Here is a 26,044-nt window from a genome sequence, read left to right as displayed (position 1 = left end):
GACTTCTAGTCTTATGCTGTGCGTGGAAGGAATATGGCCTGTATGCCGATAAAACGGAAAAGCCGAGTTGCGGTACTTGTGCCCGGGATTTTCGACCGGGGCAAGTCAATGCTGCAGATGAGGAGTGCCCTTGAGAGCGCGGGCTTTACTGCGCACTGCATCAACCTGAAAGCCAACAGCGGCTGGCATGGGATGGAGCATCTGGCCTTACAGCTGCGCGATCGGGTGGAGGAGGTTACTGTAGCGCGAGAGACCTGTGCCCTGGTAGGTTTCAGTATGGGTGGAATAGTGGCGCGCTACTACCTGCAGAGGCTGGGCGGTGCAGAGAGGGTGCACAAGTTTATTGCCCTCTCCAGCCCCCATTTTGGCAGCTTTTGGGCCCACTTTCTGCCTTACAAGGGCGGCAGGCAGTTGCGAATTGGCAGTGAATTTCTCAGCAGCCTGAACCGGGATACGTCGGTTCTGGAAAGCGCCGCTCCGGTATCCATCTGGACCCCTTACGACGCCACCATCCTGCCGCAATCCAGCTCCCGCCTGCCGCTGGGAAAAACCTACCAGATACCGGTCAGCCTGCACCGCTGGGTGCCGCAGAATCGTGCAGTCATTGAAATCGTGGTTGCCGAACTGGCCGAGGTGCTGAAGGACGATCCTTGAGCTTTGCACTCATTTCAGTGGCCGGCCTTGTTCAGGTGTCTATTCTTCCTGCATGAAAAAGTCCCGCAGATACCGAAACAGTTTACGCTGGTTGGTCGGCGGCTTCTTGTTGGCAATTTCCTTGTTGGATTCGCGGATCAGCGCGCGCAGTTGCTGGTGATCGGCTCCCGGGAAGCTATCGAAGAATGCACTCTGCGCTTCCTTGCCCTGTTCCAGTAAACGCTCGCGCCACTCTTCCGCCATACGGTCAAAGCGAAGGTGCTGGTGGTCATGCTCCTTTTGCTTGTTCAGTACCGCTTCAATCGCCTCTACATCTGCCTTGCGCATCAGCTTGCCGATGTACTGTAACTGTCGTCTTCGCGCCTCGCGGGACTTGATACGGTGCATGGTTTCGATTGCCTCGGTCAGGCCAGCATCCATAGGTACTTCCGCCAGCTTGGCCGCATTCAGCTCGGTCAACTGTTTACCCAGTTCCTGAAGCTGGTGCATCTCTTCCTTGAGCTGGGTTTTGCTCTTCGGCAGATCGTCTTCAAATTCATCGAAATCGTCGGAGTTGTGCATTTACTGTCTCTGAAATAATAGTTGGAGCGTCAGGCGGCTGTCCGGGTCGCTGTCAGGCAAAGAACCAGGTTGCCAGGCCGAGAAATGACATAAAGCCTACCACGTCGGTCACCGTGGTCAGTGCCACGCCGCCAGCCAGGGCCGGGTCGATGCGCATGGCGCGCAAGGCTACCGGCAGGATGGCGCCGGCGAAGGCTGCCGTGATCAGGTTGATGACCATGGCGGCAATGATAATGAGGGCGATGCGGGTATCCCCAAACCACAAGGCGGCAACGCCGCCCATGACGGTGGACCAAAGAATGGCGTTGAGCGCCCCGGACCCCAGTTCGCGGGAGAGCAGCCAGCTAAGGTTGCTGCGTCCCACCTGGCCAAGCGCCATTCCGCGAATGACGACCGTCAATGTCTGGCTGCCGGCGACGCCGCCCATACTGGCCACGATAGGCATCAATACTGCCAGTGCCACTACCTTGTCGATGGTGTCCTGGAACAGGTTGATTACCCATGAGGCGAGCAGGGCGGTCAGGAGATTGATGCCCAGCCATACGGCGCGTCGCGGCGCCGTGCGTTTTACCGGGGCGAAGGTGTCTTCCTCTTCGTCCAGGCCGGCGAGGCTCATCAGGGAGTGGTCCGCGTCCTCGCGAATCACATCCACCACGTCATCAATGGTAATACGGCCGAGTAGCCGCTTTTCCTCGTCCACCACCGGTGCGGTAATCCAGTCGTACTTGGCAAACAGCTGGGCTACTTCGTCGTCCGGCATGTCCGCGGGAATGGGCTCCACATCGGTAATCATGATTTCACGCACGGTAACCGAAGGGTCGGTAGTGAGCAGCTTGGTCAGCGGCAGCAGGCCGATAAAGCGGTCTTTGCGGTTGACCACAAAAAGATTGTCGGTGGACTCCGGTAGCTGTTCGTGGCGACGCAGATAGCGGAGCACGACGTCTAGGTGCAGGTTGGGGCGCACGGACACGATATCCGTATCCATCAGGCCGCCGGCGGTCTCCTCATCGTAGGCGAGCACGCCCTCGACCCGCTGGCGATCGCTTTCGCTCATGGCAGAGAGGACCTCTGCCATCACCCGCTCCGGCAGTTGCTGGAGAATATCGGCTACGTCGTCCGCATCCAGCCCCTCCATGACGGCCACCATTTCCTCGGTGTCCATGGTGGCGAGTATCTGACTCTGGATCTCGTCGGGAAGCTCCTGCAGAACCTCGCCTTCCACCTCGCGGTCAATCAGCTTCCAAAGGACCTGACGGATGCGCGGCGGGGAGCTTTCCAGCAGTTCTGCAATACTCTGGGGGGAGAGCGAGTGCAGCATGCGCTGTACCTCGCGCCCGGTGCCACTGTCCAGCGCAGCGTACAGCTCGCCGAGCTGGTTCTGGGCGCGGAATTTAATGTCGGCACTGACGGGGTTGGGCACAGAGATACCTGCTGTTTGAGAGCACTGTGAGTGCCGGCATTATAGCGGCAGAAGGAGCTTTATTCGCCTTCGCCAAACCGGTCGTTGATCAACATGCAGATGGCTTCGTGTGCGGCGTCTTCGTCGCGGCCGCAGATTTCCAGCTCGAGCTCCACGCCTTTGCCGGCGGCAAGCAGCATCAGTGCCATAACACTTTTCCCATCCACCGCTTTGCCCTGGCAATGCACTTTCACTTCCGAAGAGAAGCGCGCACTGGTCTGGGCAAATTTACTTGCGGCGCGGGCGTGGAGCCCGAGTTTGTTAATGATGGTGATGCGGCTTTTTTGCATGGGCTGAATTCTTTGGGCTGTTCTTCTGCTTGCTCGGGACTTACTTCTGCTGCTCGCGGTGACGAATCTGGATATTTTCGAACTGGCTGGCGAAGGTCTTTGCGAGCTGTTCAACCATATACACCGAGCGGTGGCGGCCACCGGTGCAACCAATGGACACAGAGGTGTAGCTGCGGTTGCTCTGCTGATAGGAGGGCAGCCAGCGCTCAAGGAAGCGGGTGATGTCCCGCTGCATTTCTTCGGTCTCCTCGTGAGAGCGCAGGAACTCGGCGACCTCGGGATCCATTCCCGTCTTGTTACGCAGCTCCGGAATCCAGTAGGGATTGGGAAGGCAGCGCAAATCGAAGACCAGGTCGGCATCGACCGGAACACCGTGTTTGAAACCAAAAGACTGGAACAGGATCGCCATGCCCGGTGAATCCTTGCCCACCACGCGGGATTTCACCTGGTCGCGCAGCTGGTGCAGGCTGAGGCTGCTGGTGTCGATGACCAGGTCGGCCATGGATGCCAGCGGGGCGAGGAGCTCCTTTTCGCGATTGAGTGCTTCCAGCAGGTGCGTGTGACTGTCGCTCAGGGGGTGCTTGCGGCGGGTTTCACTGAAGCGCTGTACCAGAACCGGTGAGCGGGCATCCAGGTAGATGACATCGCAGTCGATACCACTTTCGCGCAGGTCGTTGATGACCTTGGGGGCCTGGCGAACATCATGCCAGAGGTTACGGGCATCGATGCCGAGCGCGAGCTGGGTGTTTTCCTGGGGAGGCTGTTCGGCGACTCGCCGGATCAGCTCGGGCAGCAGGCTCGCGGGAAGGTTGTCGATACAGTTGAAGCCAACATCTTCCAGCAGTTGCAGGGCCGAGCTTTTACCGGAGCCTGAGCGGCCGCTGATTATGACCAGTCGCATAGACAAGCACTCCTTGCTGATACCGGGGCTGATGTACCGCCGGGATGGCTAACTTGAGCACGGCCGGCAACGGGGTGCCGCCAGTACACGCGATAGCTATTATGCCGCGGCGGCGCTGTTTATGGCCAGTGCGTAGAGGTCGTCGCTGGTGGTGGCTTCACGCAGCTTTTCGCGTACGCGGCTGTCGCTGAACAGGGCGGCAATTTCCGCCAATGTGTCCAGGTGCTCCTGCTCGGAGTCTTCAGGAACCAGCAATGCGAAAAGCAGGTCAACCGGCTGGCGGTCGATGGCATCAAAATCTACGGCGGGAGAGGTAGTACAGAGAACGCCGATGGGCTGCTCACAGCCGGGCAGGCGGCAGTGGGGGATGGCAACACCCTCGCCAATACCGGTGGAGCCCAGGCGTTCCCGGGCTACCAGCTGGTTGAACACGGTATCGGAATCCAGATCGGGGTATTGTTCTGAGATCGCCTGGGCGATGTTGAGTAACAGCTTTTTCTTGCTGCTCCCCGCCAGATGGCAAAGGCTCAGGCGGGGAGAGAGTAATGCTTCCAATGTCATAACTTACTGATGATCTAGCGGTACAGGCCAGCCGGTAACCTGGGTTGTGTTACGACTAGCGGTGACTGCGTAACTTTTCTTTGTGTTTCAGCAGTTGCCGGTCGAGTTTGTCAGTCAGCGAATCGATCGCTGCGTACATGTCCTCTGACTCCGAATCGGCAAAGATATCCTTGTTTCCGTTCACGTGAACCCGTGCCTCGGCCTTCTGGATAAGTTTGTCGACGGACAGGATGACCTGGGTATTGGTGATCAGGTCATTGTGGCGGGAGAGCTTGTCCAGTTTGGTCTGGCAGTAATCGCGAATGGCCGGAGTTACGTCTACATGGTGGCCACTGATATTGATCTGCATGGATTTCTCCTCATCGGGTACAACACAATTGGGCTGCACCCCCGCACAGGGCGGCAACCCTACTAGGAAGTGCGCCAGAATGGAAGGATACACTCAATGTCTGGCTATTGGTTGCCCAGAAACTGACCGGGGTAGTGTTGAACAGCCCTATTTTGTGACTGATCTATCTATATCAGTCGTTTCCGCTCGCTGGAAGATGGTATACCCATGGACTCGCGGTATTTGGCCACCGTGCGGCGAGCCACCTTGATGCCCTGGGAGTCGAGCTCCTGGGTAATCTTATTGTCAGACAGGGGTTTGCGCGGCTGCTCGGCGTCGATCAGTTTGCGGATCAGGGCGCGGATGGCGGTGGAGGAAGCATCCTCGCCGGAGTCGGTGCTGACATGGCTGGAGAAGAAGTACTTGAGCTCGAAAACCCCGCGCGGAGTCAGCATGTACTTCTGAGTTGTAACCCTGGAGATGGTGGACTCGTGCATGCCGATGGTCTCGGCGATGTTGGCCAGTACCATGGGTTTCATCGCTTCTGGCCCCTGTTCGAAAAAGCCCTGCTGCTTTTCCACGATGCAGCTGGCCACTTTCAGCAGTGTCTCGTGGCGGCTCTGCAGGCTTTTCAGGAACCAGCGCGCTTCCTGTAAATTATCGCGCAGGTAGTTGTTGTCGCTGGAATTGTCAGCGCGCTTGATCAGTGAGGCGTAGGTATCATTGATGCGCAGCTTGGGCGTTGTTTCCGGGTTCAGTTCCACCACCCAGCGATGCTGCTTGCGGCTCACAATCACATCGGGCACCACGTACTGGGGTTCTTCGCCGCCAAATGCTTCACCTGGGTAGGGGGTGAGGGTCTGGATCAGGCGCATGACCTCGCCGAGCTGTGCTTCGCTCAGGCGGGTGCGACGACTCAGTTGGCGAAAGTCCCGTTTGCCCAGCAGATCGAGATGCTGGCCCACAACAGTTTGGGCCTGAGCGAGCCAGGGGGTGTGTTCGGGTAGTTGGCGCAGCTGCAGGAGCAGGCTCTCACGCAGGTCTCGGGCCCCGCAACCTGCGGGTTCGAGCTGCTGAATGGTCTTCAGCACCGCCTGCACTTCGTCCGTGTCGACCCCGAAGGCCGCAGCCATTTCGTCGAGGTCCGCGTCGAGGAACCCGTTGGGGGCGATGGCGTCGATCAGGGCCTCACCGATCAGTTTGTCGATATCGGTCAGTGGGGTCAGGTTCAGCTGCCACACCAGGTGATCCTGCAGGCTCTCTGAAGCGGCATTGCGTTGCTCGAGCGCATAGTCTTCGCCGTCGCCGCCGCTGTAACTGCCACTGGTGTAGATGTCGTCCCAGCGGGTGTCTACCGGCAGGTCATCCGGGATTTCGCTGTTCCATTCGCCGTCAGCGGAGGATTCGTTCTGGGCCTCGCGGGCACTTTCGCGCTCGGCGGTTTCCCGCTCCTGTCCTTCGGAGCTGGCGGGGGTGTTCTGGTCCTGATGGGACTCGCCGGCATTTTCATCGAAGTCCGATTCCAGCAACGGATTGCTGTCGAGTGCCGACTGGATTTCCTGTTGCAGATCCAGCGTCGACAATTGCAGCAGACGAATAGCCTGCTGCAGCTGCGGTGTCATCGTCAGCTGTGTGCCGAGTTTTAACTGGAGTGACTGCTTCATATGGGGGTTGCCGGCAGAAAAATCTGGCGTTGGCCCGCCGCGACAAATTTGATGCTTGAAGCGGCGGCGTAAAGCTCATTTCCTGCAGACTACCGCGGGGCAATTCGGAACACAAGGGGCGGGTTAAGCAATAAGCGTGCCGAAAAATTTTGAGACTCCGGTCACAGGGGGGTTAGGTATGATGACTGCCTAAAGAAAAGGGAAATGGGCAGATGAAAATACCTGAATCTGCCTAGATGGTGAACTCATGTCCCAGATAGACATCTTTCACTTGTTTGTTTTCTGCGACGTCCCTGGGGTTTCCGGAGGCGATAATATGGCCCTCACTGACGATATAGGCGGTCTCGCAGATGTCCAGGGTTTCGCGCACATTGTGGTCGGTGATCAGGACGCCGATACCCCGGTCGCGCAGATGGCGGATAATCTGCTTGATATCGTTGACGGAGATAGGATCCACGCCGGCGAAGGGCTCGTCGAGCAGGACAAAAGCCGGGTTGGTGGCCAGGGCGCGCGCAATCTCCACACGTCGGCGCTCGCCGCCAGACAGCGCCATGCCCAGGCTGTCGCGGATATGGGTGATGTGAAACTCTTCCAGCAGGGCTTCCAGCTGTTCTTTGCGCTGGCTCTTGCTGAGGTCCTTGCGAGTTTCCAGGATGGCGAGAATATTGTCGGCCACCGACAGGCGGCGAAACACCGACGCCTCCTGCGGAAGATAGCCAATCCCCTTGCGAGCACGGCCGTGCATGGAGAAGCCGGTAATGTCTTCGCTGTCGATCAGCACCTGTCCCGCGTCTGCCTGAACCAGTCCGGCAATCATGTAGAAGCAGGTGGTTTTACCTGCGCCGTTGGGGCCCAGCAGTCCAACGACCTGGCCGCTGGATACGCTCACGGAGACATCCTGGACGACTTTGCGCTTTTTGTACTGCTTGGCGAGATGTAACGCTTTGAGCGTCGGCATGGCGAATTCCGGTATCTAGTGGAGCGGCATTGCGGCTCCAGCTTGGTAATTTTTTCGGGTATTTGCGCTTGTGACCTCAGTGGGAGGCTACTGGCCGTCTTCGGCCGGCTTGGATTCCGGCTTCCAGATCATTTCCACGCGCTTCTTCTCTGACTGCCCCTGAGCCTGCATCTGCTCGCTGTTGAGATCGTAATCGATACGTTCGGCAGACAGCGTATTGCCATCGCGGTCGACGAAGGCCTCGCCGGTCAGTTGCAGGGCGTCACTGCTCACCAGGAACTCGATTCGCCTGGCGCGGGCCTTGACCGGGCTGGTGCTTTCCTCCACCTGTTGCTGGAAGTGGGCCGGGGTGCCGGTGGCCACTACCTTGCTGATTTCGCCTTTGGCGCTGCCGTGAACCTCCACGCGATCCGCGCGAATTTGCAGGGACCCCTGACGGATAACCACATTGCCGCTGTACACAGAGAGGTTCTTGCTGCGATTGGCTTCCAGTTTATCGGCGGACACTTTCACCGGTTGCTCGCGGTCATTCGGTAGCGCCAGCGCATTGGTGGCCAGTATCAGGGTGGCAAGGACGGTGCCCCAAAGTGCGCGGCTCTTAGCGGTTATCGTTGGCCGATGACGGGCGAATTCATTGGGCTTCATAGCTGCTTTCCACATCGGACAGAATTTCTACCTTGTCTTGTTTGAGATCCGCGCGCAGGCCCTTGCCAGTAGTGCGATTGGGGCCGTCGGCAATGGTAACAACTTTGTCGGTCTCGGCGAATTCCTCACGGGGCTTGATCACGATTCTGGGGGTGCGCAGGGTTATTCCCGGTTCCGGTAGTTCCCGGATGGATACGTCACCCTCGAGTACCACCCGTTGCCCATTGTTGAAGGCAACGCCGGTGCGGGACTCTGTGCGCCAGCGGGAATCTTCTCCCTGATAGAACATCATGCGCGGTTCGGTGAGGTCCGCCCTGTCCCGGCGGGCAAACTGGAAAAACGTCACGCGCTCGGCATCCACTTCATAGGCAAGCGTGCCCGCGGCGCTGTAGTGGCGCGTGCGGGCGCCCCGGATTATAAGATCCGCCGCCTTGTTGTGCTCCTGTTGCGTGGGGCGCTTGCCCAGCAACTGCTCCGGAGGGCTCTCGGTAAACCAGAGCCCGAGGGAAATCAGCGTGACCACAATGACCATTGGAAGCCAGGTGCGCATGCGTTGAGTGTTTCCTTTTGCACGGTGGCCTTTGTTGTCGGCCTTACAGTTAGTCGCTTACCGGGGGCGGTTGGTTCCGGCTCTGAGGGCTGTTAATTACCAGTTTCAGCCAGGTAGGGTGACAGTGCCGCTTCAAACGTTCCCTGGGCGAGCATGATGCGGTCACATACTTCCCGGACCGCGCCGAGGCCGCCACTGCGCTCGGTGGTAAACAGGGCGCGTTCCGCTACTGGCGGCGCTGCATTGGGAACCGCGATGGGGCATCCGACCCTGGTCATCAATAGCAGGTCTGGATAGTCGTCGCCCATATACGCGATATTTTCCATGTCATAGGGCTCGTTGGCGAACAGCTCCAGAAACGCGCTGTATTTGTCTTCCCGGCCTTGGATCAGGCGGGTTATACCCAGGTCGTGCGCGCGTTTTTCAACCAGTGCGCTGCGGCGCCCGGTGATGATGGCGACAGCGACGCCAGACTGCTGCAGCATCTTGATGCCATGGCCGTCCAGAGTGTGAAAGGTTTTCAGCTCGTTGCCATGGTTGTCGAAATACAGTCGTCCGTCGGTAAGCACACCGTCCACATCAAGAATCAGGTGGCGGACTCTGCGGAGTTTCTCCTGAATATCCGGTGTGCTGGATACGGTGGTCGCATGGCTCAAGGGGGCTTCCTTCTATCTTATGGTTTGTCAGATAACACCGGCGCGCAGTATATCGTGCATATGCAGCAGGCCGACGGGGTGATGTTCGGAATCCTCGACGACCAGCGCTGTGATCTTGTTGTCTTCCATAATGCGCAACGCCTCTGCAGCCAGGGTTTGGGCGCTGACGGTTTTTGGCCTGCGGCTCATGACCTGTTCCATGGTGGCGCGGTCCAGCTCGAACTTCTGGTCGATCACCCGGCGCAAGTCGCCATCGGTAAAGACGCCTAGCAGCTGGCCGCTGCCATCCACCACTGTGGTCATACCAAAGCCTTTGCTGGTCATTTCCAGTAATGCGGTGGAGAGCGGCGTCTGCGGCGTGACCTGCGGCAATTCATCGCCGGCGTGCATCACGTCTTCTACTTTCAGAAGCAGTTGCCGCCCCAGTGCACCGCCGGGATGGGAGAACGCGAAGTCTTCCGCGGTAAATCCGCGTGCTTCCAGCAGTGCTACCGCCAGCGCGTCGCCCATGACGAGAGTGACGGTGGTGGACGATGTCGGCGCCAGGTTCAGGGGGCAGGCCTCGGTATCCACCGCAATATCGAGATTTACATCGGCCGACTGTGCCAGCGGAGAGTCGTGCTTGCCGGTCATGCTGATCAGTGGGATACCGAGCCGCTTGAGCAGGGGCAGGAGCGTGAGCACCTCGGCGGAAGAGCCGGAATTGGATATCGCGACCACCAGGTCCTGGCGCGTGATCATGCCAAGGTCCCCGTGGCTTGCTTCCCCTGGATGCACGAAGAAGCTGGGTGTGCCTGTACTGGCGAGAGTGGCGGCGATCTTTCGGCCAATATGACCGGACTTGCCCATTCCGGAGACAATCACGCGACCTTTGCACGCCAGGATCAGCTCGCAGGCTTTGTGGAAGTCGTCGCCAATCCGGGATTCCAGCGCGGCGACTGCCGCTGTTTCCATGGCTATGGTGCGGCGTCCAGCCTGCGTGATCAGATCTGTACTCATATATCTCTCGCTGGATGATCCAGTGCGGCGCAGCTTCCGCAGTTAAACTGCCGTCCGCGCTCATTCAGTTCATTTTAGAAAAGCCTGGCTGTGCGGGAGCGGTTCAGGGTCGGCTAGTAGGGTGTTGGACCGCCGTCTGGCCTTCCTTAAACGATCCGTTGCCTCCAGCGCTGACGTGCTAACCTTTTAGTGTCAGTTAGAGCCGGTGTGGAGGTGGGCGCCAGCCGGTCTGCCGGAATCCCTTGCCTGGCCACACCATTGGGCCGCGATAGCAACATATGGTCTGGCCGCTTTGTCGGTCATGTCCCTGAGACGTGGTGCACAGGTTGAAAGTGAACCAGCTGTGGCAAGGCGAAAGTGACCCAGTGCCGCTTGTCCGAAGCGCCGCCATGGTATAGTTTGCCGCCGCTATTGTCAGCTACCGAGACAGGCTGAGCCATAACTCGGTCGCTCAAGCCCGCCAGCGAAAATTTTCGGCGTAGTCGTGACACTTTTCCGTGTCACGTGTATCCAAGGGAAGAATTGCCAATGGGAGATATTCTGTGAGCGTACTCACCACCATCCAATCCCGGATCACCACCAATCGGCTTTCGAGCAAGGTCCGGGTTTTGTTTTCTGCTTTTCTGCTGAGCTGTCTGTCGCCTTTCGCGGCTGCGGCGCAGAACCCTTACACCCTGATTGAGGGTGTGTCCAACGAACTCCTGGGTGTGATTCGCGCTGAGGGGCAGCATGTAAATTCCAATCCGCAGCGTTACTACGCGGCGGTTGATCGTGTTTTGGCTCCAGTTGTGGACTTTAATTTTATTGCGCGCGGTGTCATGGGCGACTACGCGAATAAGGCGACCCCGGCCCAGCGTGCCAAGTTTGCCAGCACTTTCCGGCGCGATCTGGTGGCGACATTCGCACGTGGCGTCGCCACGTTCGGCACTATGGATGTGAAGGTGGTAAATCCCGGCTCTGCCCCTAGTGGCAAACGCGTCAATGTGCTGCAAGAAGTGCGCAGCAAGGAAGGCGTTACCAAGGTGTCTTATACCCTGGTGCGCAATCGCAGTGGGCAGTGGAAGCTGATCAACGTGATCCTGAATGGCGTCAACCTGGGCAAGACCTTCCGCGGTCAGTTCTCGCAGGCGATGCAGACGAACAAGGGCGATATTGACAAGGTGATCGCCGGCTGGTCAGCCGCGGATAAAGTGGGCTAAATGGCTCTTACTCCGAGAGGGACAGGCGTGGCCGCTTTGGGGCGGCTGCGCCAGATTGTGTATTCCAGTACACTTGCGCGCTTTTAACACGACTGTAAATCCCATCTATGCAACCAGATCAGATCAAGTCCCTGATTGAAGGGCAAATTCCAGGAAGTCATGTCGAAGTGGCTTTCGAAGGAAGTCACCTGCAATTGACCGTTGTCAGTGAGGCTTTTAATGGCCTCAGCCGGCTGAAAAAGCAGCAGCTGGTATATGGCGCGCTGTCCGACAAGATTGCCGATGGCACCCTGCACGCGGTGCAGATGAAAACCCTGACGCCGGACGAAGCCGGCCAGTAAATTTACCTGCACTCAGTTCTGTTTGTGCTGAGGGCGGGTGTTAGCTCCGTTGTGGGAAGCCAGATCGAATGGACAAACTGATTATCGAAGGGGGAAGCCCCATCTCCGGAACGTTGAAAATTTCCGGAGCCAAGAACTCTGCGTTGCCGATTCTGGCTGCCACACTACTGGCCGATGGGCCTGTGCAGATTCACAATCTTCCGCACCTCAACGATATCACCACCATGATCACCTTATTGCGGTGCATGGGGACTGACGTCACCATTGATGAAAAACTGGGTGTGGAGATTGATCCGCGCTCGGTCAACGAACTGACTGCGCCATACGAGCTGGTGAAGACCATGCGCGCGTCGATCCTGGTGCTGGGGCCTTTGCTGGCCCGGCACGGGGTAGCGAATGTTTCCTTTCCCGGAGGCTGCGCCATCGGCAGCCGTCCGGTAGATATCCACCTCAAGGGGCTTGAAGCCATGGGGGCGGAGATCACCATCGATGAAGGCTTTATTCGGGCGCGGAGTAATGGACGCCTGAAAGGCGCCAATATTGTGATGGAAAAGGTCACTGTGGGCGGTACTGAAAACCTGTTGATGGCGGCAGCGCTGGCAGAAGGTACTTCTGTACTGCACAACGCGGCGCGTGAACCGGAGATTGTCGACCTGGCTGAGTTCCTGATGGCAATGGGAGCCCAGATTGAAGGTGCCGGTACAGACACTATTCGAGTGCACGGCGTGCCCCGCCTGGCCCCCTGTTCCTATACCGTCATGCCGGACCGGATCGAGACCGGTACTTTCCTGGCTGCCGCCGCTGCCGCGCGGGGCAAAGTCCGTCTGACGCATACCCGTGCCGACATCCTCGATGCCGTTCTGGTCAAGTTCGAAGAGGCGGGGGCCAATATCAGCATTGGTGACGACTGGATCGAGCTGGATATGAAAGGCAACCGTCCCAAGGCGGTGAGCTTCCGCACCGCACCCTACCCGGCATTCCCCACGGATATGCAGTCCCAGTTCACCGCAATGAATGCGGTGGCGGAAGGGAAGGGTACGGTGGTTGAGACCATCTTTGAGAATCGCCTGATTCAGGTGCACGAGCTGAATCGTATGGGGGCGAATATTGTCCTTGAGGGCAATACCGCGATCGTGACCGGCGTTGAAAAGCTCACCGGCGCCCCGGTTATGGCATCGGATTTGCGGGCTTCCGCCAGTCTGGTAATTGCCGGCATGGTGGCAGAGGGCACCACGATAGTGGACCGTATTTACCATATTGACCGCGGCTATGAATGTATCGAGGAGAAACTACAGCAGTTGGGGGCGAATATTCGCCGAGTTCCCGGCTGAACCCGATGTATTGCTTGATAGAATAGGGTTCCCTAGATATTTCCCGTCTAGATTTATTCTAGATTTGTATTGGCGCGGAAATCCAGGGACCGATATGCTCCCGGGGGTTAGGGGGGTGTTACCACCATCTTCAGGCCCGGCATTCGCCGGGCATCTCAGATAATCATAATCGTTATGCAGATCACTATTGCCCTGACCAAGGGGCGTATTCTCAAGGAAACCCTGCCGCTGTTGGCGGCGGCAGGCCTCGAACCGCTGGAAGATATCGCCAAGAGCCGCAAGCTGATTTTTCCTACCAATCAGGAAAACGTTCGTCTGCTCATATTGCGTGGCTCTGATGTGCCCACCTATGTGCAGCATGGCGCGGCGGATATGGGGGTGGCCGGTAAGGACAACCTGCTCGAGAACGACGATAGCAACATCTACGAGCCTCTGGATCTGAATATTGCTCGCTGTCGTCTGATGACGGCGGGTATCAAGGGCGCTCCACTGCCCAGTGGCCGGATCAAGGTGGCGACCAAGTTTGTGCAGTCGGCAAAGCGTTATTACGCTGCCCAGGGGCGTCAGGCGGATATCATTAAACTGTATGGGGCCATGGAGCTTGCCCCACTGATGGATCTTGCCGACGAAATCGTGGATATCGTGGATACCGGAAATACCCTCAAGGCCAACGGCCTCGAGGCTCGGGACAAGATTGCCGAAATCAGTAGTCGCCTGATCGTCAACAAGGCGTCCATGAAGATGAAATACAGTGCAATCAATGCGTTGATCGAACAGCTGGCGCAAGCGGTAAGCGCACGCAAAGCCAGTTGAATTCCCCCTGCTCAAGCACATTTGACCGAAGACTATGAGTGATTTTTCCATTCGCCGGCTGGATGCCGGTAGCCCGGGTTTCTCCGATGACCTGGACCGTCTGTTGGCCTGGGAGTCGGTGGCGGACCAGCAGGTAGAATCGACTGTGGCGGATATACTCCGGCAGGTAAGGGTGCGCGGTGATGCGGCGGTGATTGAGTTCACCAACCGGTTTGATCGCCGGGACCTCAAGCGTGCGGAAGAGTTCTGTCTTGATACCAGTGCACTACATGCGGCACTGGAGCGTATCCCCGCGAGTAGCCGCGATGCGCTACAGGCGGCCGCCAGCCGGGTGCGGGAGTATCATGAACATCAGCTGCAGTCCTCTTGGCAATATCAGGAGGCAGACGGCACGATTCTCGGTCAGCAGATAACGCCCATGGAGCGTGTGGGAATCTATGTTCCGGGCGGCAAGGCCAGCTACCCATCCTCGGTATTGATGAATGCGATTCCTGCCAAGGTTGCCGGTGTTGATGAAATTCAGATGGTGGTGCCGGCACCCGACGGCCAGCTGAATGATCTGGTGCTGGCCGCAGCGGCGATAGCCGGTGTCGACCGGGTCTTTACCATTGGCGGAGCCCAGGCTGTAGCGGCCCTTGCTTATGGAACCGACTCGATCCGGCGCGTGGACAAGATCGTTGGTCCGGGAAATATCTTTGTCGCTTCTGCCAAGCGCGCCGTGTTCGGTCAGGTTGCCATTGATATGATTGCTGGTCCGTCAGAGATCCTGGTGATCTGCGATGGCGAGACTGACCCGGACTGGATCGCGATGGACCTGTTGTCTCAGGCCGAGCACGACGAGCAGGCCCAGTCGATCCTGCTGTGCCCGGATGCTGCATTTCTTGACGCCGTGGAGCGCTCGCTGGAAAAGCTGCTGAAAACGCTTCCGCGTGAGGCTATCGCCAGTCGCTCCATCGCCGAACGCGGGGCGTTGGTCCTGGTGCAGGATATCCAGCAGGCGATCGACGTTTCCAACCGAATTGCGCCGGAGCACCTCGAGGTGTCGGTGAGCGAGCCGGAGCAGTATTTGCCCCGCATCCGTCACGCGGGTGCTATTTTCCTCGGCCGATATACTGCAGAGGCGCTGGGTGACTACTGCGCTGGCCCCAATCATGTGTTGCCCACCAGCGGTACCGCGCGGTTTTCGTCACCGCTCGGGGTTTACGATTTTCAGAAGCGCAGCTCGATCATTTACTGTTCCGAGCAGGGGGCAGACAAGCTCGGCCGCGTGGCATCAACGCTGGCGCGCGGTGAAGGATTGGATGCCCACGCGCGGTCTGCTGAATTCCGCGTGAGTGATGGCGACGACTGAGGTCGCTTGTAGAAGGTTTTCAGGCTGGGGACTGTGGTTTCTTGAACGGGCCACAGCCACCCGCCTCAGCCTTCATCTTGCGGTTGTGGCTTTTCCGAGACGGTGGCCTGGGTGGTGAGGGTAGCGCCATTGCGCACATAGGTAATGGTCACAACCTCTCCGGGGCGCAGAGTCGCCATCGCCGCATTACCGTGCTCGCCATCATTGATCGGGTCCCCGTTGATATGGGTGATTACATCCCCGGGCTTCAGACCCGCCCGATGCGCGGGCCCCTCGTTATAGATAGCACTAATAATGACTCCGTTGGTGGATGTCAGGTTGAAAGACCGCGCCAGCAGCGGAGTGAGGTTTTGTGCCTCGATCCCCAGCCACCCGGGTACGACCCGTCCAAACTCGATAATGTCCTGCATGATTTTGAGCGCGATATTTGCTGGAATGGCAAAGCTGATCCCGCCAGCTGAGCCGCTCTGGTTCAGGATCGACGTGTTTATACCCAGAAGTTTGCCGTACGCATCTACGAGCGCGCCACCGGAGTTGCCCGGATTGACCGCCGCATCTGTCTGCAGAAAATTCTGCAGGTAGCTACCGGTACCGGTGTTCGCCAGGTCTCGTCCGGTCGCACTGATAATGCCCTGGGTAACCGACTGCCCCACGCCGAAGGGGTTGCCGATTGCCAGCACCACATCGCCGACCTGTGCCCTGTCCGGCTCGCCCACTTCGATGGAGGTGAGGTCGGGAAGGTCAATCTTCAGAACTGCCAGGTCAAAATCCGCGTCGGCGCCGACCAGGTCTGCCTGGGCCTCCCGCCCGTCGGACAGGACCACCGCGATTTGTTCTGCCCCGGAAATGACGTGAAAATTGGTCAGGATATAGCCGTCGGGGTCTACGATCACCCCGGATCCGAGGTTTGACTGCATCCGCTCCTGCTGTGGCACGTTCATATTGTCGAACAGGCGGCGGAACAGCGGGTGGTTATACAGGGGGTGTCTGCGCTGGGAGACCGTCTTGCGCGTGAATATATTGACCACCGCCGGCCCTGCGAGCGTTACCGCGTCGGCATAGGAGACCGGGCCCTGAAAGCTTGCCGGGAGGCGGGACCGCTCGGTTTTCCCCTGAAACTGGGGGAACAGCAGTAGCAGTACGGCTGCTGCGGCGAGTCCAATAAGGGCCGGGATGGCCCAGTCTTGCAGAAATCGTTGTAGTGACACCGGGAACTCCTCGATTTGTCGCCATTATACGTCTTTGAGTTCATGTGTCCTCACCAAGCGATCTAAGCTTTCCGATCTGATGCGCTTGGTGCCGGCGCCGGAATCCGTATAATGGGCTCCTCAAAATTCTGGTATGAAATTCGTACAAATCTCAGGAGTGCCCAATGTCCCTGGTTCGTCCACACGGCAGTGTCGAGCTGCAGCCCCGTTTCGTTTACGACAGTGAGCGTCATCATCAGCTGATACAGGAGGCAGAATCCCTGCCGTCCATCGTGGTCAGCTCCGCCGCCGCTGCCAACGCGGTCATGCTGGGCGCTGGTTACTTCAACCCGCTGCACGGCTATATGAATCTGGCGGATACCCTGAGTGTCGCCGAGTCCCTGCGCACGGTAGACGGCCTGTTCTGGCCGGTGCCGGTAGTCAATATGGTGGAAGACACCTCTGCCATCGCCGGTGCCAAGCGCATCGCGCTGCGCGACCCCAATGTTGAAGGGAACCCGGTTCTGGCGGTCATGGATGTGGATGCCATTGAAACCGTTTCCGACGAGCAGATAAACACCATCGCCGAGCATGTGTTCGGCACACTGGATGACGCCCATCCCGGTGTCGCCACCTTCAAGGCCGCTGGTCGCCAGTTGATCTCCGGCTCAATTGAAGTGTTGAACTTCAGCTATTTCCAGGCGGACTTCCCGGATACCTTCCGCACCGCGGTGGAAATCCGCAACGAATTTGCCGAGCATGGCTGGAGCAAGGTTGTGGCCTTCCAGACTCGCAATCCCATGCACCGCGCGCACGAGGAACTGTGCAAAATGGCGCTGGAAGCGGTTGATGCCGACGGCGTCCTGATTCACATGCTGCTGGGTAAACTGAAGCCAGGTGATATCCCCGCCCATGTGCGTGATGCATCAATCCGCAAAATGGTGGAGGAATACTTCCCCGAGAACACGGTAATGGTGACCGGCTACGGTTTTGATATGCTCTACGCGGGCCCGCGCGAGGCCGTTCTGCACGCGGTATTCCGTCAGAACTGTGGGTGCAGCCACCTGATTGTGGGCCGGGATCACGCCGGTGTGGGTGATTATTACGGGGCATTCGATGCGCAGACCATCTTCGATGAGAAGGTGCCTGAGGGTGCGCTGGAGATTCAGATCTTCCGCGCGGATCACACTGCCTACTCAAAGAAACTGAACAAGGTGGTGATGATGCGCGATGTGCCGGACCACACCAAAGAGGACTTTATCCTGCTGTCCGGCACCAGGGTGCGCGAGATGCTGGGCGACGGTATTGCACCGCCTCCTGAGTTCTCCCGCCCGGAAGTGGCTCAGATCCTGATGGATTACTACCAGAGCCTGTAAGGTTGCGGCAGACACAAAAAAGGCGGGGATATCCCCGCCTTTTTTGTGTCCGGCCTTATTTGGCGGGGCGGTCAGCGATTGACCACCTCTTCCGATGTGGGGGTCGGGGTCGGGGCGGGCGCCTGGGCTTCTTTCTCCAGCCCGAACTCCTCTGAAAGCGTGCCCTTGGCGCCAGGCTCCTTCGGAGCCCAGTCCCTGGGGGGGAGAACGCTCAGGTTTTCATCGTTGTCACTTAGCTGGCCACTGCCCGCTTCCAGCATCTGGCGGCCGATATCCTGACTGGATAGGCGCATGGCGCTGTTGGCCAGATATTCGTGCACCTCCCGGTAGCTTTGGGTCAGGTTGTGAACCAATTGAGAGGTCTGGTCGAAATGCTCGTTCACCTGTAGCTGGAAGTCTTCCAGTTTGGTGTTGGCTTCCTTCAGGCGCAATTCCAGCTCCTGGGTGCGATCGATATTCTGGCGGCTGCGTGTAGCGAGGAAAGCCAGCAGGGCTCCCAGGCCGAGGCCGATTACGCCGACCAGAATTAAAACCGAAGTTGAGTGCACGTTACTTCCTCCTCAAGATAAATAGTGGCACCGGCCATCCATGACGGTGACCCTATTATACGCAATTCCGGTAGCCGCGCCCTGTCCGGGTTTGTGCCAACTCGTGACGGATTTGGTAAAGTGCGCGCCACGTGGCCGAGGTTCGGCCTTTCAGACTGGCCGGGCAGTCAGCTTTCGGTCACCTTTCTGGCAAAAACGCCGGCTTCCAATTGAACGGTTTGAATAGATGCTTACGGAACAGTCCCCGTCCGAATCCTCGCGCCTGACGCCGATGGAGAGATACCTGCGCGACCTCAAACGCCCCGATTTCGTTGAAGACCCGGCGCAGAGGGCCGCGGTAGAGGAGTTGCAGGATCTATATGAGCGGCTGTTGACGGCGCAGAGCGGGGGAGGGGGTGTGGTGCGCCGTCTCAAACGCTTGTGGCGGCATCAGGATACGCCTGAAAAGGGCCTCTATTTCTGGGGTGGCGTGGGGCGCGGCAAGACCTACCTGATGGATGCCTTTTTTGAGGCGCTGCCATTCGAGGAGAAGCAGCGCACCCACTTCCACCGGTTTATGCGCGATGTCCACCGCCAGCTGAAGGGGCTTGCGGGGGAGAAAAACCCGCTGGAGAAGGTGGCCGACCGGATAGCGGGCAGGGCGCGGGTGCTGTGCTTCGACGAGTTTTTTGTTTCCGATATCACGGACGCCATGATCCTGGCGAACTTGCTGCAGGCGCTGTTTGAACGTGGTGTTACCCTGGTGGCCACTTCGAACATCGTTCCCGAGGGCCTATATAAGGATGGACTACAGCGGGCTCGGTTTCTTCCTGCGATTGATCTTCTACTGGAGCACACCAAAGTCGTAAATGTGGACAACGGTGTGGATTACCGTTTGCGGGCCCTGGAAATGGCGGAGCTGTACCACAGCCCGCTGGACAGGGAGGCCGATGAGAGTCTTGCTCGCTCCTTCGCCAGTCTCATGGTGGAGGGGTGTGAGGTTCGCAAAGCGGTCACCCTGGATATTGAGGGGCGGCCGATAGTGGCCAGTCAGGTGGCGGATGATGTGGCCTGGTTTGAGTTTGCCGAGTTGTGCGATGGCCCGCGCTCCCAGAACGATTACATCGAGCTGGCCCGCGAGTTTCACACGGTACTGCTCGCCAATGTGCCGCAGATGGATGGTCGTATGGAGAGCCAGGCGCGCCGCTTCATCAATCTGGTCGATGAATTTTATGACCGTTGCGTCAAGCTGGTGGTGTCGGCAGCCGAGCCGATCGAGTCGCTCTACGCTGGGCGGCAGCTGCGGTTTGAGTTTGATCGCACCATGAGTCGGTTGCAGGAAATGCAGTCGCGGGAGTACCTGGCGCGGCCGCACCGGCCTGAATAAGTGCGGGCGAAGATCGACCTGTCTGGTCACATATCGGCCAACTTTGAGCTTGAAAAGCCCTTGGTGCTTATGTAGTATTCGCGCTCTTTTCGTGGGACGGCTCCATTCCCGGGGCCATATACAGGTGTTTTATAACATGAAGACTTACAGTGCCAAGCCGGAAGCGGTAACTCGCGACTGGTACATTGTTGACGCTGCGGACAAGACTCTCGGCCGTATTTCCGCCGAGATCGCACACCGCCTGCGCGGCAAGCACAAGCCTGAATACACGCCCCACGTGGACACCGGCGATTACATCGTTGTGATCAATGCCGAGAAGGTCCGCGTGACCGGCAACAAGGCCAAAGACAAGATCTACCACAGCCACTCTGGCTACCCTGGTGGTCTGAAATCCATCAGCTTTGAGAAGCTGATCGACAAGGCGCCTGAGCGCACTATCCAAAGTGCGGTTAAAGGTATGCTCCCCAAAGGTCCTCTGGGCCGTGCCATGTTCAAGAAATTGAAGGTGTACAAGGGTAGCGAGCATCCTCACACGGCTCAGCAGCCGATTGAACTGTCGATCTAAACGGAAAGCATTCTCATGGCAACAACTCAATACTACGGTACCGGCCGTCGCAAGACCTCCACTGCGCGTGTTTTCATCCAGCAGGGTGAAGGCAAGATCAGCGTTAATGGCCGTACTCTGGACGAATATTTCGGTCGCGAAGTGGCACGTATGATCGTGCGTCAACCGCTTGAGCTGACCGATATGGTCGAAAAATTTGATATCAACGTCACTGTTAAGGGCGGCGGTTCCTTTGGTCAGGCGGGCGCTATCCGTCACGGTCTTACCCGCGCTCTGATGCAATATGACGAGTCCCTACGTCAGCCGCTGCGTGCAGCTGGCTACGTGACTCGAGATGCGCGTGCCGTTGAGCGTAAGAAAGTCGGTCTGCGCAAAGCGCGTAAGAAGCCGCAATTCTCCAAGCGTTAAGCGAGAATTACTGGATTTATTGGCCCGGCAAATGCCGGGCTTTTTTTTGTCCGCAAAGCTTGTATTGCGAGGGGCTGCTAACAGGGTTTGTATAAAATGCCGCCAGTTCGCAGCGAGGTTACCGATGTTCCCTTCCGGTTTCGCCTTGTATCAATTTGGCATTTTCTTTAACATTGCGCGAATTTCTATCCGCTCGCACTTGGGGTTTGGCCACTTTGTTCTATGGTCATGCGAGCGGGCCAGTTGTAGGGGAGTTTCTGTAGTAAGTCTCTGATTTTGCAGCGGTGAGTCGTTTGCCGCTGTTCGGGTGCCCTGTTCTATCTGGTTTTCGACCACTAGGCGGTACCGTCGCAGCCAGTTGCGGTATGTACTGATACACCGCCGGTGTCGGTTGCGTAGATTTATTGCAGAGGTTTTCCAGAATTTTGGGTTTGGGCCAGTCAGTCTCGGGTTTGCCTGTTGGTAGATTACGGGGCGCTGTGATGGGAGAACTACGTCATGAGTGATGACGGTGTAAATGTGGGGCGTCGTCGATTTCTGACCGCCGCCACCTCTGTAGTAGGTGGCGCAGGCGCGGTTGGAGTCGCTGTACCTTTTGTCGCCTCCTGGAATCCGAGTGCTAAGGCCAAGGCCGCCGGCGCGCCAGTAAAATACAATATCGGCAAGCTTGAACCGGGCCAGATGGTCACGGTTGAGTGGCGAGGAAAGCCGGTGTTCGTGGTGCGCCGTACCCAGGAGACCCTGGATAACCTGGTCAAGGTGGATCCGCTGTTGCGTGACCCCAAGTCAGCCGAGTCCAAACAGCCCGCTTACGTCGATCCTGAAAATCGCGCGATCAAGCCCCAGACCCTGGTTCTGGTGGGCCTGTGCACCCATCTGGGTTGCGCGCCCATGTATCGCCCGGAAGTTGGTGCTGCTGACCTTGGTGGCAGCGAGTGGATGGGCGGCTTTTTCTGCCCCTGTCACGGCTCCAAGTACGATCTGGCTGGCCGCGTGTATAAGGGTGTGCCGGCACCTACCAACCTGGATGTTCCGCCGTATTCCTATGAAGGCGACGATGTCATCGTAATTGGCGTGGATCAGGAGGGTGGCGCATGAACTGGCTAACTGCACTGGGAGATTGGGTCGACCAGCGTCTTCCTATCTATCGCGCGTGGGATACCCACATGGGCAAGTACTACGCGCCCAAAAACTTCAACCTGTGGTATTTCTTCGGCGTGCTCTCCATGCTGGTTCTGGTCAACCAGTTGCTGACCGGCATCTGGCTGGTGATGAGCTATAACCCGACGGCTGAGGGCGCATTCGCTTCCGTGGAATACATCATGCGGGATGTGGATATGGGGTGGATTATCCGCTACCTGCACTCCACCGGGGCTTCCGCATTCTTCGTGGTTGTCTATCTGCACATGTTCCGCGGCCTGATGTACGGTTCGTACAAGCCGCCGCGGGAGCTGGTGTGGATCTTTGGCATGTGTATTTACCTGGTGCTGATGGCGGAAGCCTTTATGGGCTACGTGCTACCCTGGGGGCAGATGTCCTACTGGGGGGCGCAGGTGATCGTATCCCTGTTTGGCGCGATTCCCGGCATCGGTGAGGATCTTGTGCAATGGATTCGTGGTGACTACCTGATCTCGGGTATTACCCTCACGCGCTTCTTCTCTCTTCACGTGATCGCACTGCCTCTGGTACTGGTACTGCTGGTCGTCCTGCATATTCTTGCGCTGCACGAAGTGGGTTCCAATAACCCCGACGGTATCGAGATCAAGAAGAACAAGGACGCGAACGGCGTACCCCTGGATGGCGTAGCCTTCCACCCGTACTACACCGTGCATGACCTGGTAGGTGTGGCCGTATTCCTGTTCGCTTTCTGTGTGGTGGTGTTTTTCTTCCCGGAAATGGGAGGGTTCTTCCTGGAGTATGCCAACTTCGAAGAAGCCAACCCGCTGAAGACCCCGGAGCATATTGCGCCGGTATGGTACTTCACGCCGTTCTACGCGGTGCTGCGTGCAGTGACCATCGATATCGGCCCGCTGACGGCCAAGTTCCTCGGCCTTGTTGCCATGGGTGCGGCAATCGCCATCCTGTTTGTACTGCCGTGGCTGGATAAGAGCCCGGTGAGGTCCATTCGCTACAAAGGTGTGCTGCCTAAGGTTCTGCTGCTGGTTTTTGCGGCGGTCTTCATCATCCTGGGTTACCTGGGTGTGAAATCACCGACTCCGGGCCGAAACTTCCTGGCGCAGGTGGCCACGCTGTTCTATTTCGCGTTCTTTGTCACCATGCCAATCTGGACCAACCCGACTACCCGTAAAGGCCTGGCGTCCTGGATCGTGAGTGGTGTCTTCGGTGTGCTGTTCCTGTGGATGGCTGTGGTGAACTGGAAGGCAAGCCTGTTTGTCTGCGCCATGTCCCTGTTGTTCGCGGTATTCTTTGCGATCCTTCCGTGGCTGACCGATCGCGATGTGGTACATGCGGAACCTGCCCGGGTCACCAGCCCTTCTGGCAGTAAAACGTTTATCGTGCTGTTCGGCGGTATCATTGCAGTTTTACTGCTCACCTTTATCCCGATCAAGGCGGTCGGTGCTGAGAGCTCCGTTGAACTGGACCACATCAATATTGATCTTGGCGACAAGCCGTCCCTGCAGCGTGGTGCCAAGTATTTTGTGAACTACTGTATGGGGTGTCATAGCGCCAACTTCTCCCGCTGGGAGCGCGTTGCTACTGACCTGGGTATCCCCAATGAGCTGATGGCACAGAACCTGGTGCTGGGCGACGACAAGATTGGTGATCTGATGCAGATCGCGATGAAGCCTGAAGACTCCAAGACCTGGTTTGGCGCTGCTCCACCGGACCTGACCCTGGTTGCGCGCGCCCGCTCTCCCGAATGGCTGTACACTTACCTGCGCAGCTTTTACAAGGATGACAGCCGTCCGCTGGGGGTGAACAACAAGGTCTTCCCCAACGTGGGGATGCCGCACGTGCTGATGGAGCTCCAGGGGCTGCCCGAGTGCGCGCCCGGACCCAAGCGCGATCACGGCAAGGTGGTGCGCGATGAAATGGGTAACCCCATCATGGATGCCAACTGCGGCAGCCTCAAGGTGGACAAAGTAAAAGGCTCCATGGATGACGTTCAGTTCGACCAGGCGGTCTACGATCTGGTGAACTTCATGGAGTACATTGCCGAGCCCATGGCGGAAACCCGCAAGCGCATAGGTTTCTATGTGCTGGCGTTCATCCTGGTGTTCTTTATCTTTGCCTGGCTGCTGAATCGCGAATACTGGAAAGATATTCACCACTAAGCGATTGCCAGCAGTTTTTTCCGGGTGGTAGGCCGCCGGTATACCGGTTTAAGGTCAGCCGCCCGTTTTCCGTTTTGAAGAGTGGTCGGATTTCTACCGGCCAGTAGATTGAGGTAGTTACACAATGGGTGTGCCGACCAACAAGCGCTCCTCCATGACCTTCTTTTCAGATGGTCGTTGTCATTTCAGCCACAGGGTTCGCATTGTCCTGGCGGAAAAGGGTGTTTCCGTAGACATCATCGATGTAGATCCGGACGATAAGCCGTCGGAACTCGCGGATTTGAATCCATATAACTCCCTGCCGACTCTGGTAGATCGCGAACTGGTGTTGTTTGAAACCAAGGTGATGATGGAGTATCTGGACGAGCGTTTCCCGCATCCGCCGCTGCTGCCAGTTTATCCGGTAGCCCGCGCCCAGAGCCGTCAGATCATGCATCGTATCGAGCGTGACTGGTGTCCGCTGGTCGACAAGATCCTTGCCGGTGGCAAAGATGTGGCTGCGGCTCGTAAAGAGCTCCGCGACAGCCTGGCGGGCATTGCGCCCATGTTTACCGATCTGCCGTACTTCTTTAACGAGGAGTTCTCGCTGGTAGATTGTTGCATGGCACCCCTTCTTTGGCGTCTGGATCAGCTGGAGGTTGCACTGCCCAAAACCAAGCAGGTCAAACCGTTGCTGGACTACATGGACCGCCTGTTTGCCCGCGAAGCATTCCAGCAGAGCCTGACCGAGTTCGAGCGCGAAATGCGCTCCTGAGGTGCTGATTGAATAAACCGCCGATGACCCCAAACCGCCCGTACCTGCTGCGGGCGTTTTACGAGTGGATTACCGACAACAAGTGCACCCCGTACCTGTTGGTGGATACCCATATGAACGGTGTGCTGGTTCCCCAGCAGCACGTGAACGAAGATGGGCAGATTGTCCTGAATGTCTCTGAAACTGCGGTAATGGGGCTGACAATGGACAACTACGCGATTCGCTTTAATGCGCGCTTCGGCGGTGTGCCTACCGACATTCAGGTGCCGGTGGGTGCGGTGGTAGGTATCTATGCGCGTGAAAACGGGCAGGGTATGGTTTTCGAGCCGGAAGAAACGCCGGAGCCTCCGGAGCCCACGCCGCCGACAACACTCAAGAAACCTTCAAAGAAGCCTTCTCTGCGGGTGGTCAAGTAAGTCCGCTGCGATACTCGTGAGCCCCGGTTTCCGCCGGGGCTTGACGCTTTTTCTTCCCCTTTTTCCGCGCTCAGATCGCCTGTCGCCATCCCCGGCCCTCGTTTTATACCTTCTGGCGTAAAAATTGACGCCTTATTCCTGTTATTCATTGGTGATTTGCCGGTGGCCTTCCGATACTGCAATCAAGCGGTGCACAGGAGAGACACAAGTGAGATTACTGAGCCATACCATTGGCATATTTACCAACCCGGACAAGGAGTGGCAGTCGATTCGATCTGACAAGCATTCGTTTGTTCAGGTTTTCCTGAGTCATGTCCCCATTCTGGCGCTCATTCCGGTGGTCTCAGGCTATATTGGCGTGACTCAGGTGGGGTTTCGTATCGGTGACAATTTACAAAAGTTGACACCGTCCAGTGCGCTCACGCTGTCCGTCATTACCTATTTCGCGATTCTGTTTGGTGTGTATATTTTTGGTGAGTTCATCAACTGGATGGCGAAGTCTTTCCGGGTGCCGGGAAATGAAGAAACACGGCACTACGAGGGCACCGCGCTTGCAGTATTTGCGACGACACCGATATTCCTCGTGGGGTTTATCGGGCTTTATCCCAGTCTCTGGCTGAATGCGGGCGTGACCTTGCTGGCGACCTGTTATTCGATCTACCTCATTTACGAGGGAATCCCCATTCTGATGAATATTGATAAGGAGCGAGCCTTCGTTTACGCATCCTCCGTGGTGACCGTGGGTCTGGTGCTTCTGGTCACGGTGCGTGTCGGGACGGTTATTCTCTGGAGTATGGGGATGGGGCCAGTCTATCAGGACACTTGAGCTTCCTGCCCTGGGTACTTTCTCTCGCAGTGTGGGTTCCA

At 57.7% G+C, this 26,044-nt stretch carries 29 protein-coding genes; 15 read left to right on the top strand and 14 right to left on the bottom strand.

From position 1 onward, the window contains the following. Window positions 1–108 precede the first annotated feature (108 nt). Window positions 109–654 (top strand): lipase family alpha/beta hydrolase, encoded by a 546-nt coding sequence (locus tag GTQ55_RS13335; protein WP_237567677.1) that lies wholly within the window; start codon window positions 109–111, stop codon window positions 652–654. Window positions 655–693: 39 nt separating this feature from the next. Here GTQ55_RS13335 and yjgA read toward each other — a convergent pair whose 3' ends face one another. From yjgA to GTQ55_RS13275, 12 genes are all read right to left on the bottom strand, one after another. Continuing rightward, window positions 694–1,215: a ribosome biogenesis factor YjgA gene (gene yjgA / locus GTQ55_RS13330; protein WP_161859182.1), complete on the bottom strand. Its 522-nt coding sequence runs from the start codon at window positions 1,213–1,215 to the stop codon at window positions 694–696. Window positions 1,216–1,267: 52 nt separating this feature from the next. Then, window positions 1,268–2,611 carry a magnesium transporter gene (gene mgtE / locus GTQ55_RS13325; RefSeq protein ID WP_375791547.1) on the bottom strand — a complete coding sequence of 448 codons (1,344 nt, stop codon included), beginning with the start codon at window positions 2,609–2,611 and terminating at the stop codon, window positions 1,268–1,270. Window positions 2,612–2,694: 83 nt separating this feature from the next. After that, the gene (locus tag GTQ55_RS13320) at window positions 2,695–2,964 is read right to left on the bottom strand and encodes an HPr family phosphocarrier protein (protein WP_161859180.1); all 270 of its coding nucleotides are present in this window, start codon (window positions 2,962–2,964) and stop codon (window positions 2,695–2,697) included. A 40-nt stretch (window positions 2,965–3,004) separates the two neighbouring features. Further along, entirely contained in the window at window positions 3,005–3,865 is an 861-nt protein-coding gene (gene rapZ / locus GTQ55_RS13315) for an RNase adapter RapZ (RefSeq protein ID WP_161859179.1), read from the bottom strand. A gap of 99 nt (window positions 3,866–3,964) precedes the next feature. Beyond that, window positions 3,965–4,426, bottom strand: a complete 462-nt coding sequence (ptsN, locus tag GTQ55_RS13310; protein ID WP_161859178.1) for a PTS IIA-like nitrogen regulatory protein PtsN — start codon at window positions 4,424–4,426, stop codon at window positions 3,965–3,967. Window positions 4,427–4,481: 55 nt separating this feature from the next. Next, the gene (gene hpf, locus GTQ55_RS13305; RefSeq protein WP_066966495.1) at window positions 4,482–4,775 is read right to left on the bottom strand and encodes a ribosome hibernation-promoting factor, HPF/YfiA family; all 294 of its coding nucleotides are present in this window, start codon (window positions 4,773–4,775) and stop codon (window positions 4,482–4,484) included. Window positions 4,776–4,942: 167 nt separating this feature from the next. After that, window positions 4,943–6,418 carry an RNA polymerase factor sigma-54 gene (locus tag GTQ55_RS13300; RefSeq protein ID WP_161859177.1) on the bottom strand — a complete coding sequence of 492 codons (1,476 nt, stop codon included), beginning with the start codon at window positions 6,416–6,418 and terminating at the stop codon, window positions 4,943–4,945. Window positions 6,419–6,650: 232 nt separating this feature from the next. Further along, window positions 6,651–7,376, bottom strand: a complete 726-nt coding sequence (gene lptB, locus GTQ55_RS13295) for an LPS export ABC transporter ATP-binding protein (protein ID WP_161859176.1) — start codon at window positions 7,374–7,376, stop codon at window positions 6,651–6,653. An 87-nt stretch (window positions 7,377–7,463) separates the two neighbouring features. After that, window positions 7,464–8,021 (bottom strand): lipopolysaccharide transport periplasmic protein LptA, encoded by a 558-nt coding sequence (gene lptA / locus GTQ55_RS13290; protein WP_161859175.1) that lies wholly within the window; start codon window positions 8,019–8,021, stop codon window positions 7,464–7,466. Continuing rightward, complete coding sequence (gene lptC, locus GTQ55_RS13285) at window positions 8,008–8,571, bottom strand: LPS export ABC transporter periplasmic protein LptC (RefSeq protein ID WP_161859174.1); 564 nt, start codon at window positions 8,569–8,571, stop codon at window positions 8,008–8,010. The genes lptA and lptC overlap by 14 nt, the downstream gene beginning before the upstream one ends. Window positions 8,572–8,663: 92 nt before the next feature. Further along, complete coding sequence (locus tag GTQ55_RS13280) at window positions 8,664–9,227, bottom strand: KdsC family phosphatase (protein ID WP_221296304.1); 564 nt, start codon at window positions 9,225–9,227, stop codon at window positions 8,664–8,666. 27 nt (window positions 9,228–9,254) lie between these two features. Further along, window positions 9,255–10,226, bottom strand: a complete 972-nt coding sequence (locus tag GTQ55_RS13275) for a KpsF/GutQ family sugar-phosphate isomerase (RefSeq protein ID WP_161859173.1) — start codon at window positions 10,224–10,226, stop codon at window positions 9,255–9,257. Between the two features lie 542 nt (window positions 10,227–10,768). Between GTQ55_RS13275 and GTQ55_RS13270 the strand changes: the two genes are divergently transcribed. From GTQ55_RS13270 to hisD, 5 genes are all read left to right on the top strand, one after another. After that, window positions 10,769–11,425 carry an MlaC/ttg2D family ABC transporter substrate-binding protein gene (locus GTQ55_RS13270; RefSeq protein WP_237567676.1) on the top strand — a complete coding sequence of 219 codons (657 nt, stop codon included), beginning with the start codon at window positions 10,769–10,771 and terminating at the stop codon, window positions 11,423–11,425. Between the two features lie 107 nt (window positions 11,426–11,532). Next, a complete protein-coding gene (locus GTQ55_RS13265; RefSeq protein ID WP_161859172.1) occupies window positions 11,533–11,766 on the top strand; it encodes a BolA family protein in 234 nt (77 codons plus the stop codon). A gap of 68 nt (window positions 11,767–11,834) precedes the next feature. Further along, the gene (gene murA / locus GTQ55_RS13260; protein ID WP_161859171.1) at window positions 11,835–13,097 is read left to right on the top strand and encodes a UDP-N-acetylglucosamine 1-carboxyvinyltransferase; all 1,263 of its coding nucleotides are present in this window, start codon (window positions 11,835–11,837) and stop codon (window positions 13,095–13,097) included. A gap of 174 nt (window positions 13,098–13,271) precedes the next feature. Then, window positions 13,272–13,910 (top strand): ATP phosphoribosyltransferase, encoded by a 639-nt coding sequence (gene hisG, locus GTQ55_RS13255; RefSeq protein WP_202620620.1) that lies wholly within the window; start codon window positions 13,272–13,274, stop codon window positions 13,908–13,910. A gap of 34 nt (window positions 13,911–13,944) precedes the next feature. Next, window positions 13,945–15,261: a histidinol dehydrogenase gene (hisD, locus tag GTQ55_RS13250; RefSeq protein ID WP_161859170.1), complete on the top strand. Its 1,317-nt coding sequence runs from the start codon at window positions 13,945–13,947 to the stop codon at window positions 15,259–15,261. 65 nt (window positions 15,262–15,326) lie between these two features. Here hisD and GTQ55_RS13245 read toward each other — a convergent pair whose 3' ends face one another. After that, complete coding sequence (locus GTQ55_RS13245) at window positions 15,327–16,469, bottom strand: S1C family serine protease (RefSeq protein WP_161859169.1); 1,143 nt, start codon at window positions 16,467–16,469, stop codon at window positions 15,327–15,329. 164 nt (window positions 16,470–16,633) lie between these two features. Here GTQ55_RS13245 and sat point away from each other — a divergent pair, with 164 nt between their 5' ends. After that, window positions 16,634–17,824, top strand: coding sequence for a sulfate adenylyltransferase (gene sat / locus GTQ55_RS13240; protein ID WP_161859168.1), 1,191 nt, complete (start codon window positions 16,634–16,636; stop codon window positions 17,822–17,824). Between the two features lie 71 nt (window positions 17,825–17,895). On the opposite strand, the gene GTQ55_RS13235 is transcribed toward sat, so the two are convergent. Beyond that, window positions 17,896–18,372, bottom strand: a complete 477-nt coding sequence (locus GTQ55_RS13235; protein ID WP_161859167.1) for a Z-ring associated ZapG family protein — start codon at window positions 18,370–18,372, stop codon at window positions 17,896–17,898. Between the two features lie 226 nt (window positions 18,373–18,598). Between GTQ55_RS13235 and zapE the strand changes: the two genes are divergently transcribed. The 8 genes from zapE to GTQ55_RS13195 all read left to right on the top strand — a co-directional run bounded on the left by zapE (window position 18,599) and on the right by GTQ55_RS13195 (window position 26,003). Next, window positions 18,599–19,738: a cell division protein ZapE gene (gene zapE / locus GTQ55_RS13230; RefSeq protein ID WP_237567675.1), complete on the top strand. Its 1,140-nt coding sequence runs from the start codon at window positions 18,599–18,601 to the stop codon at window positions 19,736–19,738. A 136-nt stretch (window positions 19,739–19,874) separates the two neighbouring features. Continuing rightward, window positions 19,875–20,303: a 50S ribosomal protein L13 gene (rplM, locus tag GTQ55_RS13225; RefSeq protein WP_161859166.1), complete on the top strand. Its 429-nt coding sequence runs from the start codon at window positions 19,875–19,877 to the stop codon at window positions 20,301–20,303. A gap of 15 nt (window positions 20,304–20,318) precedes the next feature. Further along, window positions 20,319–20,711: a 30S ribosomal protein S9 gene (gene rpsI / locus GTQ55_RS13220; RefSeq protein WP_161859165.1), complete on the top strand. Its 393-nt coding sequence runs from the start codon at window positions 20,319–20,321 to the stop codon at window positions 20,709–20,711. Window positions 20,712–21,209: 498 nt separating this feature from the next. Beyond that, complete coding sequence (gene petA, locus GTQ55_RS13215; RefSeq protein WP_161859164.1) at window positions 21,210–21,809, top strand: ubiquinol-cytochrome c reductase iron-sulfur subunit; 600 nt, start codon at window positions 21,210–21,212, stop codon at window positions 21,807–21,809. Continuing rightward, window positions 21,806–24,007, top strand: a complete 2,202-nt coding sequence (locus GTQ55_RS13210; protein WP_161859163.1) for a cytochrome b N-terminal domain-containing protein — start codon at window positions 21,806–21,808, stop codon at window positions 24,005–24,007. Before petA ends, GTQ55_RS13210 begins: the two co-directional genes overlap by 4 nt. A gap of 124 nt (window positions 24,008–24,131) precedes the next feature. Further along, on the top strand, window positions 24,132–24,761 hold the full coding sequence (locus GTQ55_RS13205; RefSeq protein ID WP_161859162.1) for a glutathione S-transferase N-terminal domain-containing protein: 630 nt from the start codon (window positions 24,132–24,134) through the stop codon (window positions 24,759–24,761). Window positions 24,762–24,784: 23 nt separating this feature from the next. Next, the gene (locus tag GTQ55_RS13200; RefSeq protein ID WP_078085709.1) at window positions 24,785–25,177 is read left to right on the top strand and encodes a ClpXP protease specificity-enhancing factor; all 393 of its coding nucleotides are present in this window, start codon (window positions 24,785–24,787) and stop codon (window positions 25,175–25,177) included. Between the two features lie 208 nt (window positions 25,178–25,385). Then, complete coding sequence (locus GTQ55_RS13195; RefSeq protein ID WP_161859161.1) at window positions 25,386–26,003, top strand: Yip1 family protein; 618 nt, start codon at window positions 25,386–25,388, stop codon at window positions 26,001–26,003. Window positions 26,004–26,044: the final 41 nt, after the last annotated feature.

The organism is Microbulbifer hydrolyticus, from assembly GCF_009931115.1.
Classification (GTDB): domain Bacteria; phylum Pseudomonadota; class Gammaproteobacteria; order Pseudomonadales; family Cellvibrionaceae; genus Microbulbifer; species Microbulbifer hydrolyticus.
This window is presented reverse-complemented; position numbering and strand designations above follow the sequence as displayed.

Coding starts and splice junctions, on each gene's coding strand:
- zapE (WP_237567675.1), top strand. CDS start 18,599: ATGCTTACGGAACAGTCCCCGTCCGAATCCTCGCGCCTGACGCCGATG.
- lptC (WP_161859174.1), bottom strand. CDS start 8,571: ATGCGCACCTGGCTTCCAATGGTCATTGTGGTCACGCTGATTTCCCTC.
- hisG (WP_202620620.1), top strand. CDS start 13,272: ATGCAGATCACTATTGCCCTGACCAAGGGGCGTATTCTCAAGGAAACC.
- yjgA (WP_161859182.1), bottom strand. CDS start 1,215: ATGCACAACTCCGACGATTTCGATGAATTTGAAGACGATCTGCCGAAG.
- rplM (WP_161859166.1), top strand. CDS start 19,875: ATGAAGACTTACAGTGCCAAGCCGGAAGCGGTAACTCGCGACTGGTAC.
- GTQ55_RS13275 (WP_161859173.1), bottom strand. CDS start 10,226: ATGAGTACAGATCTGATCACGCAGGCTGGACGCCGCACCATAGCCATG.
- GTQ55_RS13205 (WP_161859162.1), top strand. CDS start 24,132: ATGGGTGTGCCGACCAACAAGCGCTCCTCCATGACCTTCTTTTCAGAT.
- ptsN (WP_161859178.1), bottom strand. CDS start 4,426: ATGACATTGGAAGCATTACTCTCTCCCCGCCTGAGCCTTTGCCATCTG.
- rpsI (WP_161859165.1), top strand. CDS start 20,319: ATGGCAACAACTCAATACTACGGTACCGGCCGTCGCAAGACCTCCACT.
- lptB (WP_161859176.1), bottom strand. CDS start 7,376: ATGCCGACGCTCAAAGCGTTACATCTCGCCAAGCAGTACAAAAAGCGC.
- hisD (WP_161859170.1), top strand. CDS start 13,945: ATGAGTGATTTTTCCATTCGCCGGCTGGATGCCGGTAGCCCGGGTTTC.
- GTQ55_RS13300 (WP_161859177.1), bottom strand. CDS start 6,418: ATGAAGCAGTCACTCCAGTTAAAACTCGGCACACAGCTGACGATGACA.
- GTQ55_RS13335 (WP_237567677.1), top strand. CDS start 109: ATGCTGCAGATGAGGAGTGCCCTTGAGAGCGCGGGCTTTACTGCGCAC.
- lptA (WP_161859175.1), bottom strand. CDS start 8,021: ATGAAGCCCAATGAATTCGCCCGTCATCGGCCAACGATAACCGCTAAG.
- sat (WP_161859168.1), top strand. CDS start 16,634: ATGTCCCTGGTTCGTCCACACGGCAGTGTCGAGCTGCAGCCCCGTTTC.
- rapZ (WP_161859179.1), bottom strand. CDS start 3,865: ATGCGACTGGTCATAATCAGCGGCCGCTCAGGCTCCGGTAAAAGCTCG.
- GTQ55_RS13265 (WP_161859172.1), top strand. CDS start 11,533: ATGCAACCAGATCAGATCAAGTCCCTGATTGAAGGGCAAATTCCAGGA.
- hpf (WP_066966495.1), bottom strand. CDS start 4,775: ATGCAGATCAATATCAGTGGCCACCATGTAGACGTAACTCCGGCCATT.
- GTQ55_RS13210 (WP_161859163.1), top strand. CDS start 21,806: ATGAACTGGCTAACTGCACTGGGAGATTGGGTCGACCAGCGTCTTCCT.
- murA (WP_161859171.1), top strand. CDS start 11,835: ATGGACAAACTGATTATCGAAGGGGGAAGCCCCATCTCCGGAACGTTG.
- petA (WP_161859164.1), top strand. CDS start 21,210: ATGAGTGATGACGGTGTAAATGTGGGGCGTCGTCGATTTCTGACCGCC.
- GTQ55_RS13200 (WP_078085709.1), top strand. CDS start 24,785: ATGACCCCAAACCGCCCGTACCTGCTGCGGGCGTTTTACGAGTGGATT.
- GTQ55_RS13320 (WP_161859180.1), bottom strand. CDS start 2,964: ATGCAAAAAAGCCGCATCACCATCATTAACAAACTCGGGCTCCACGCC.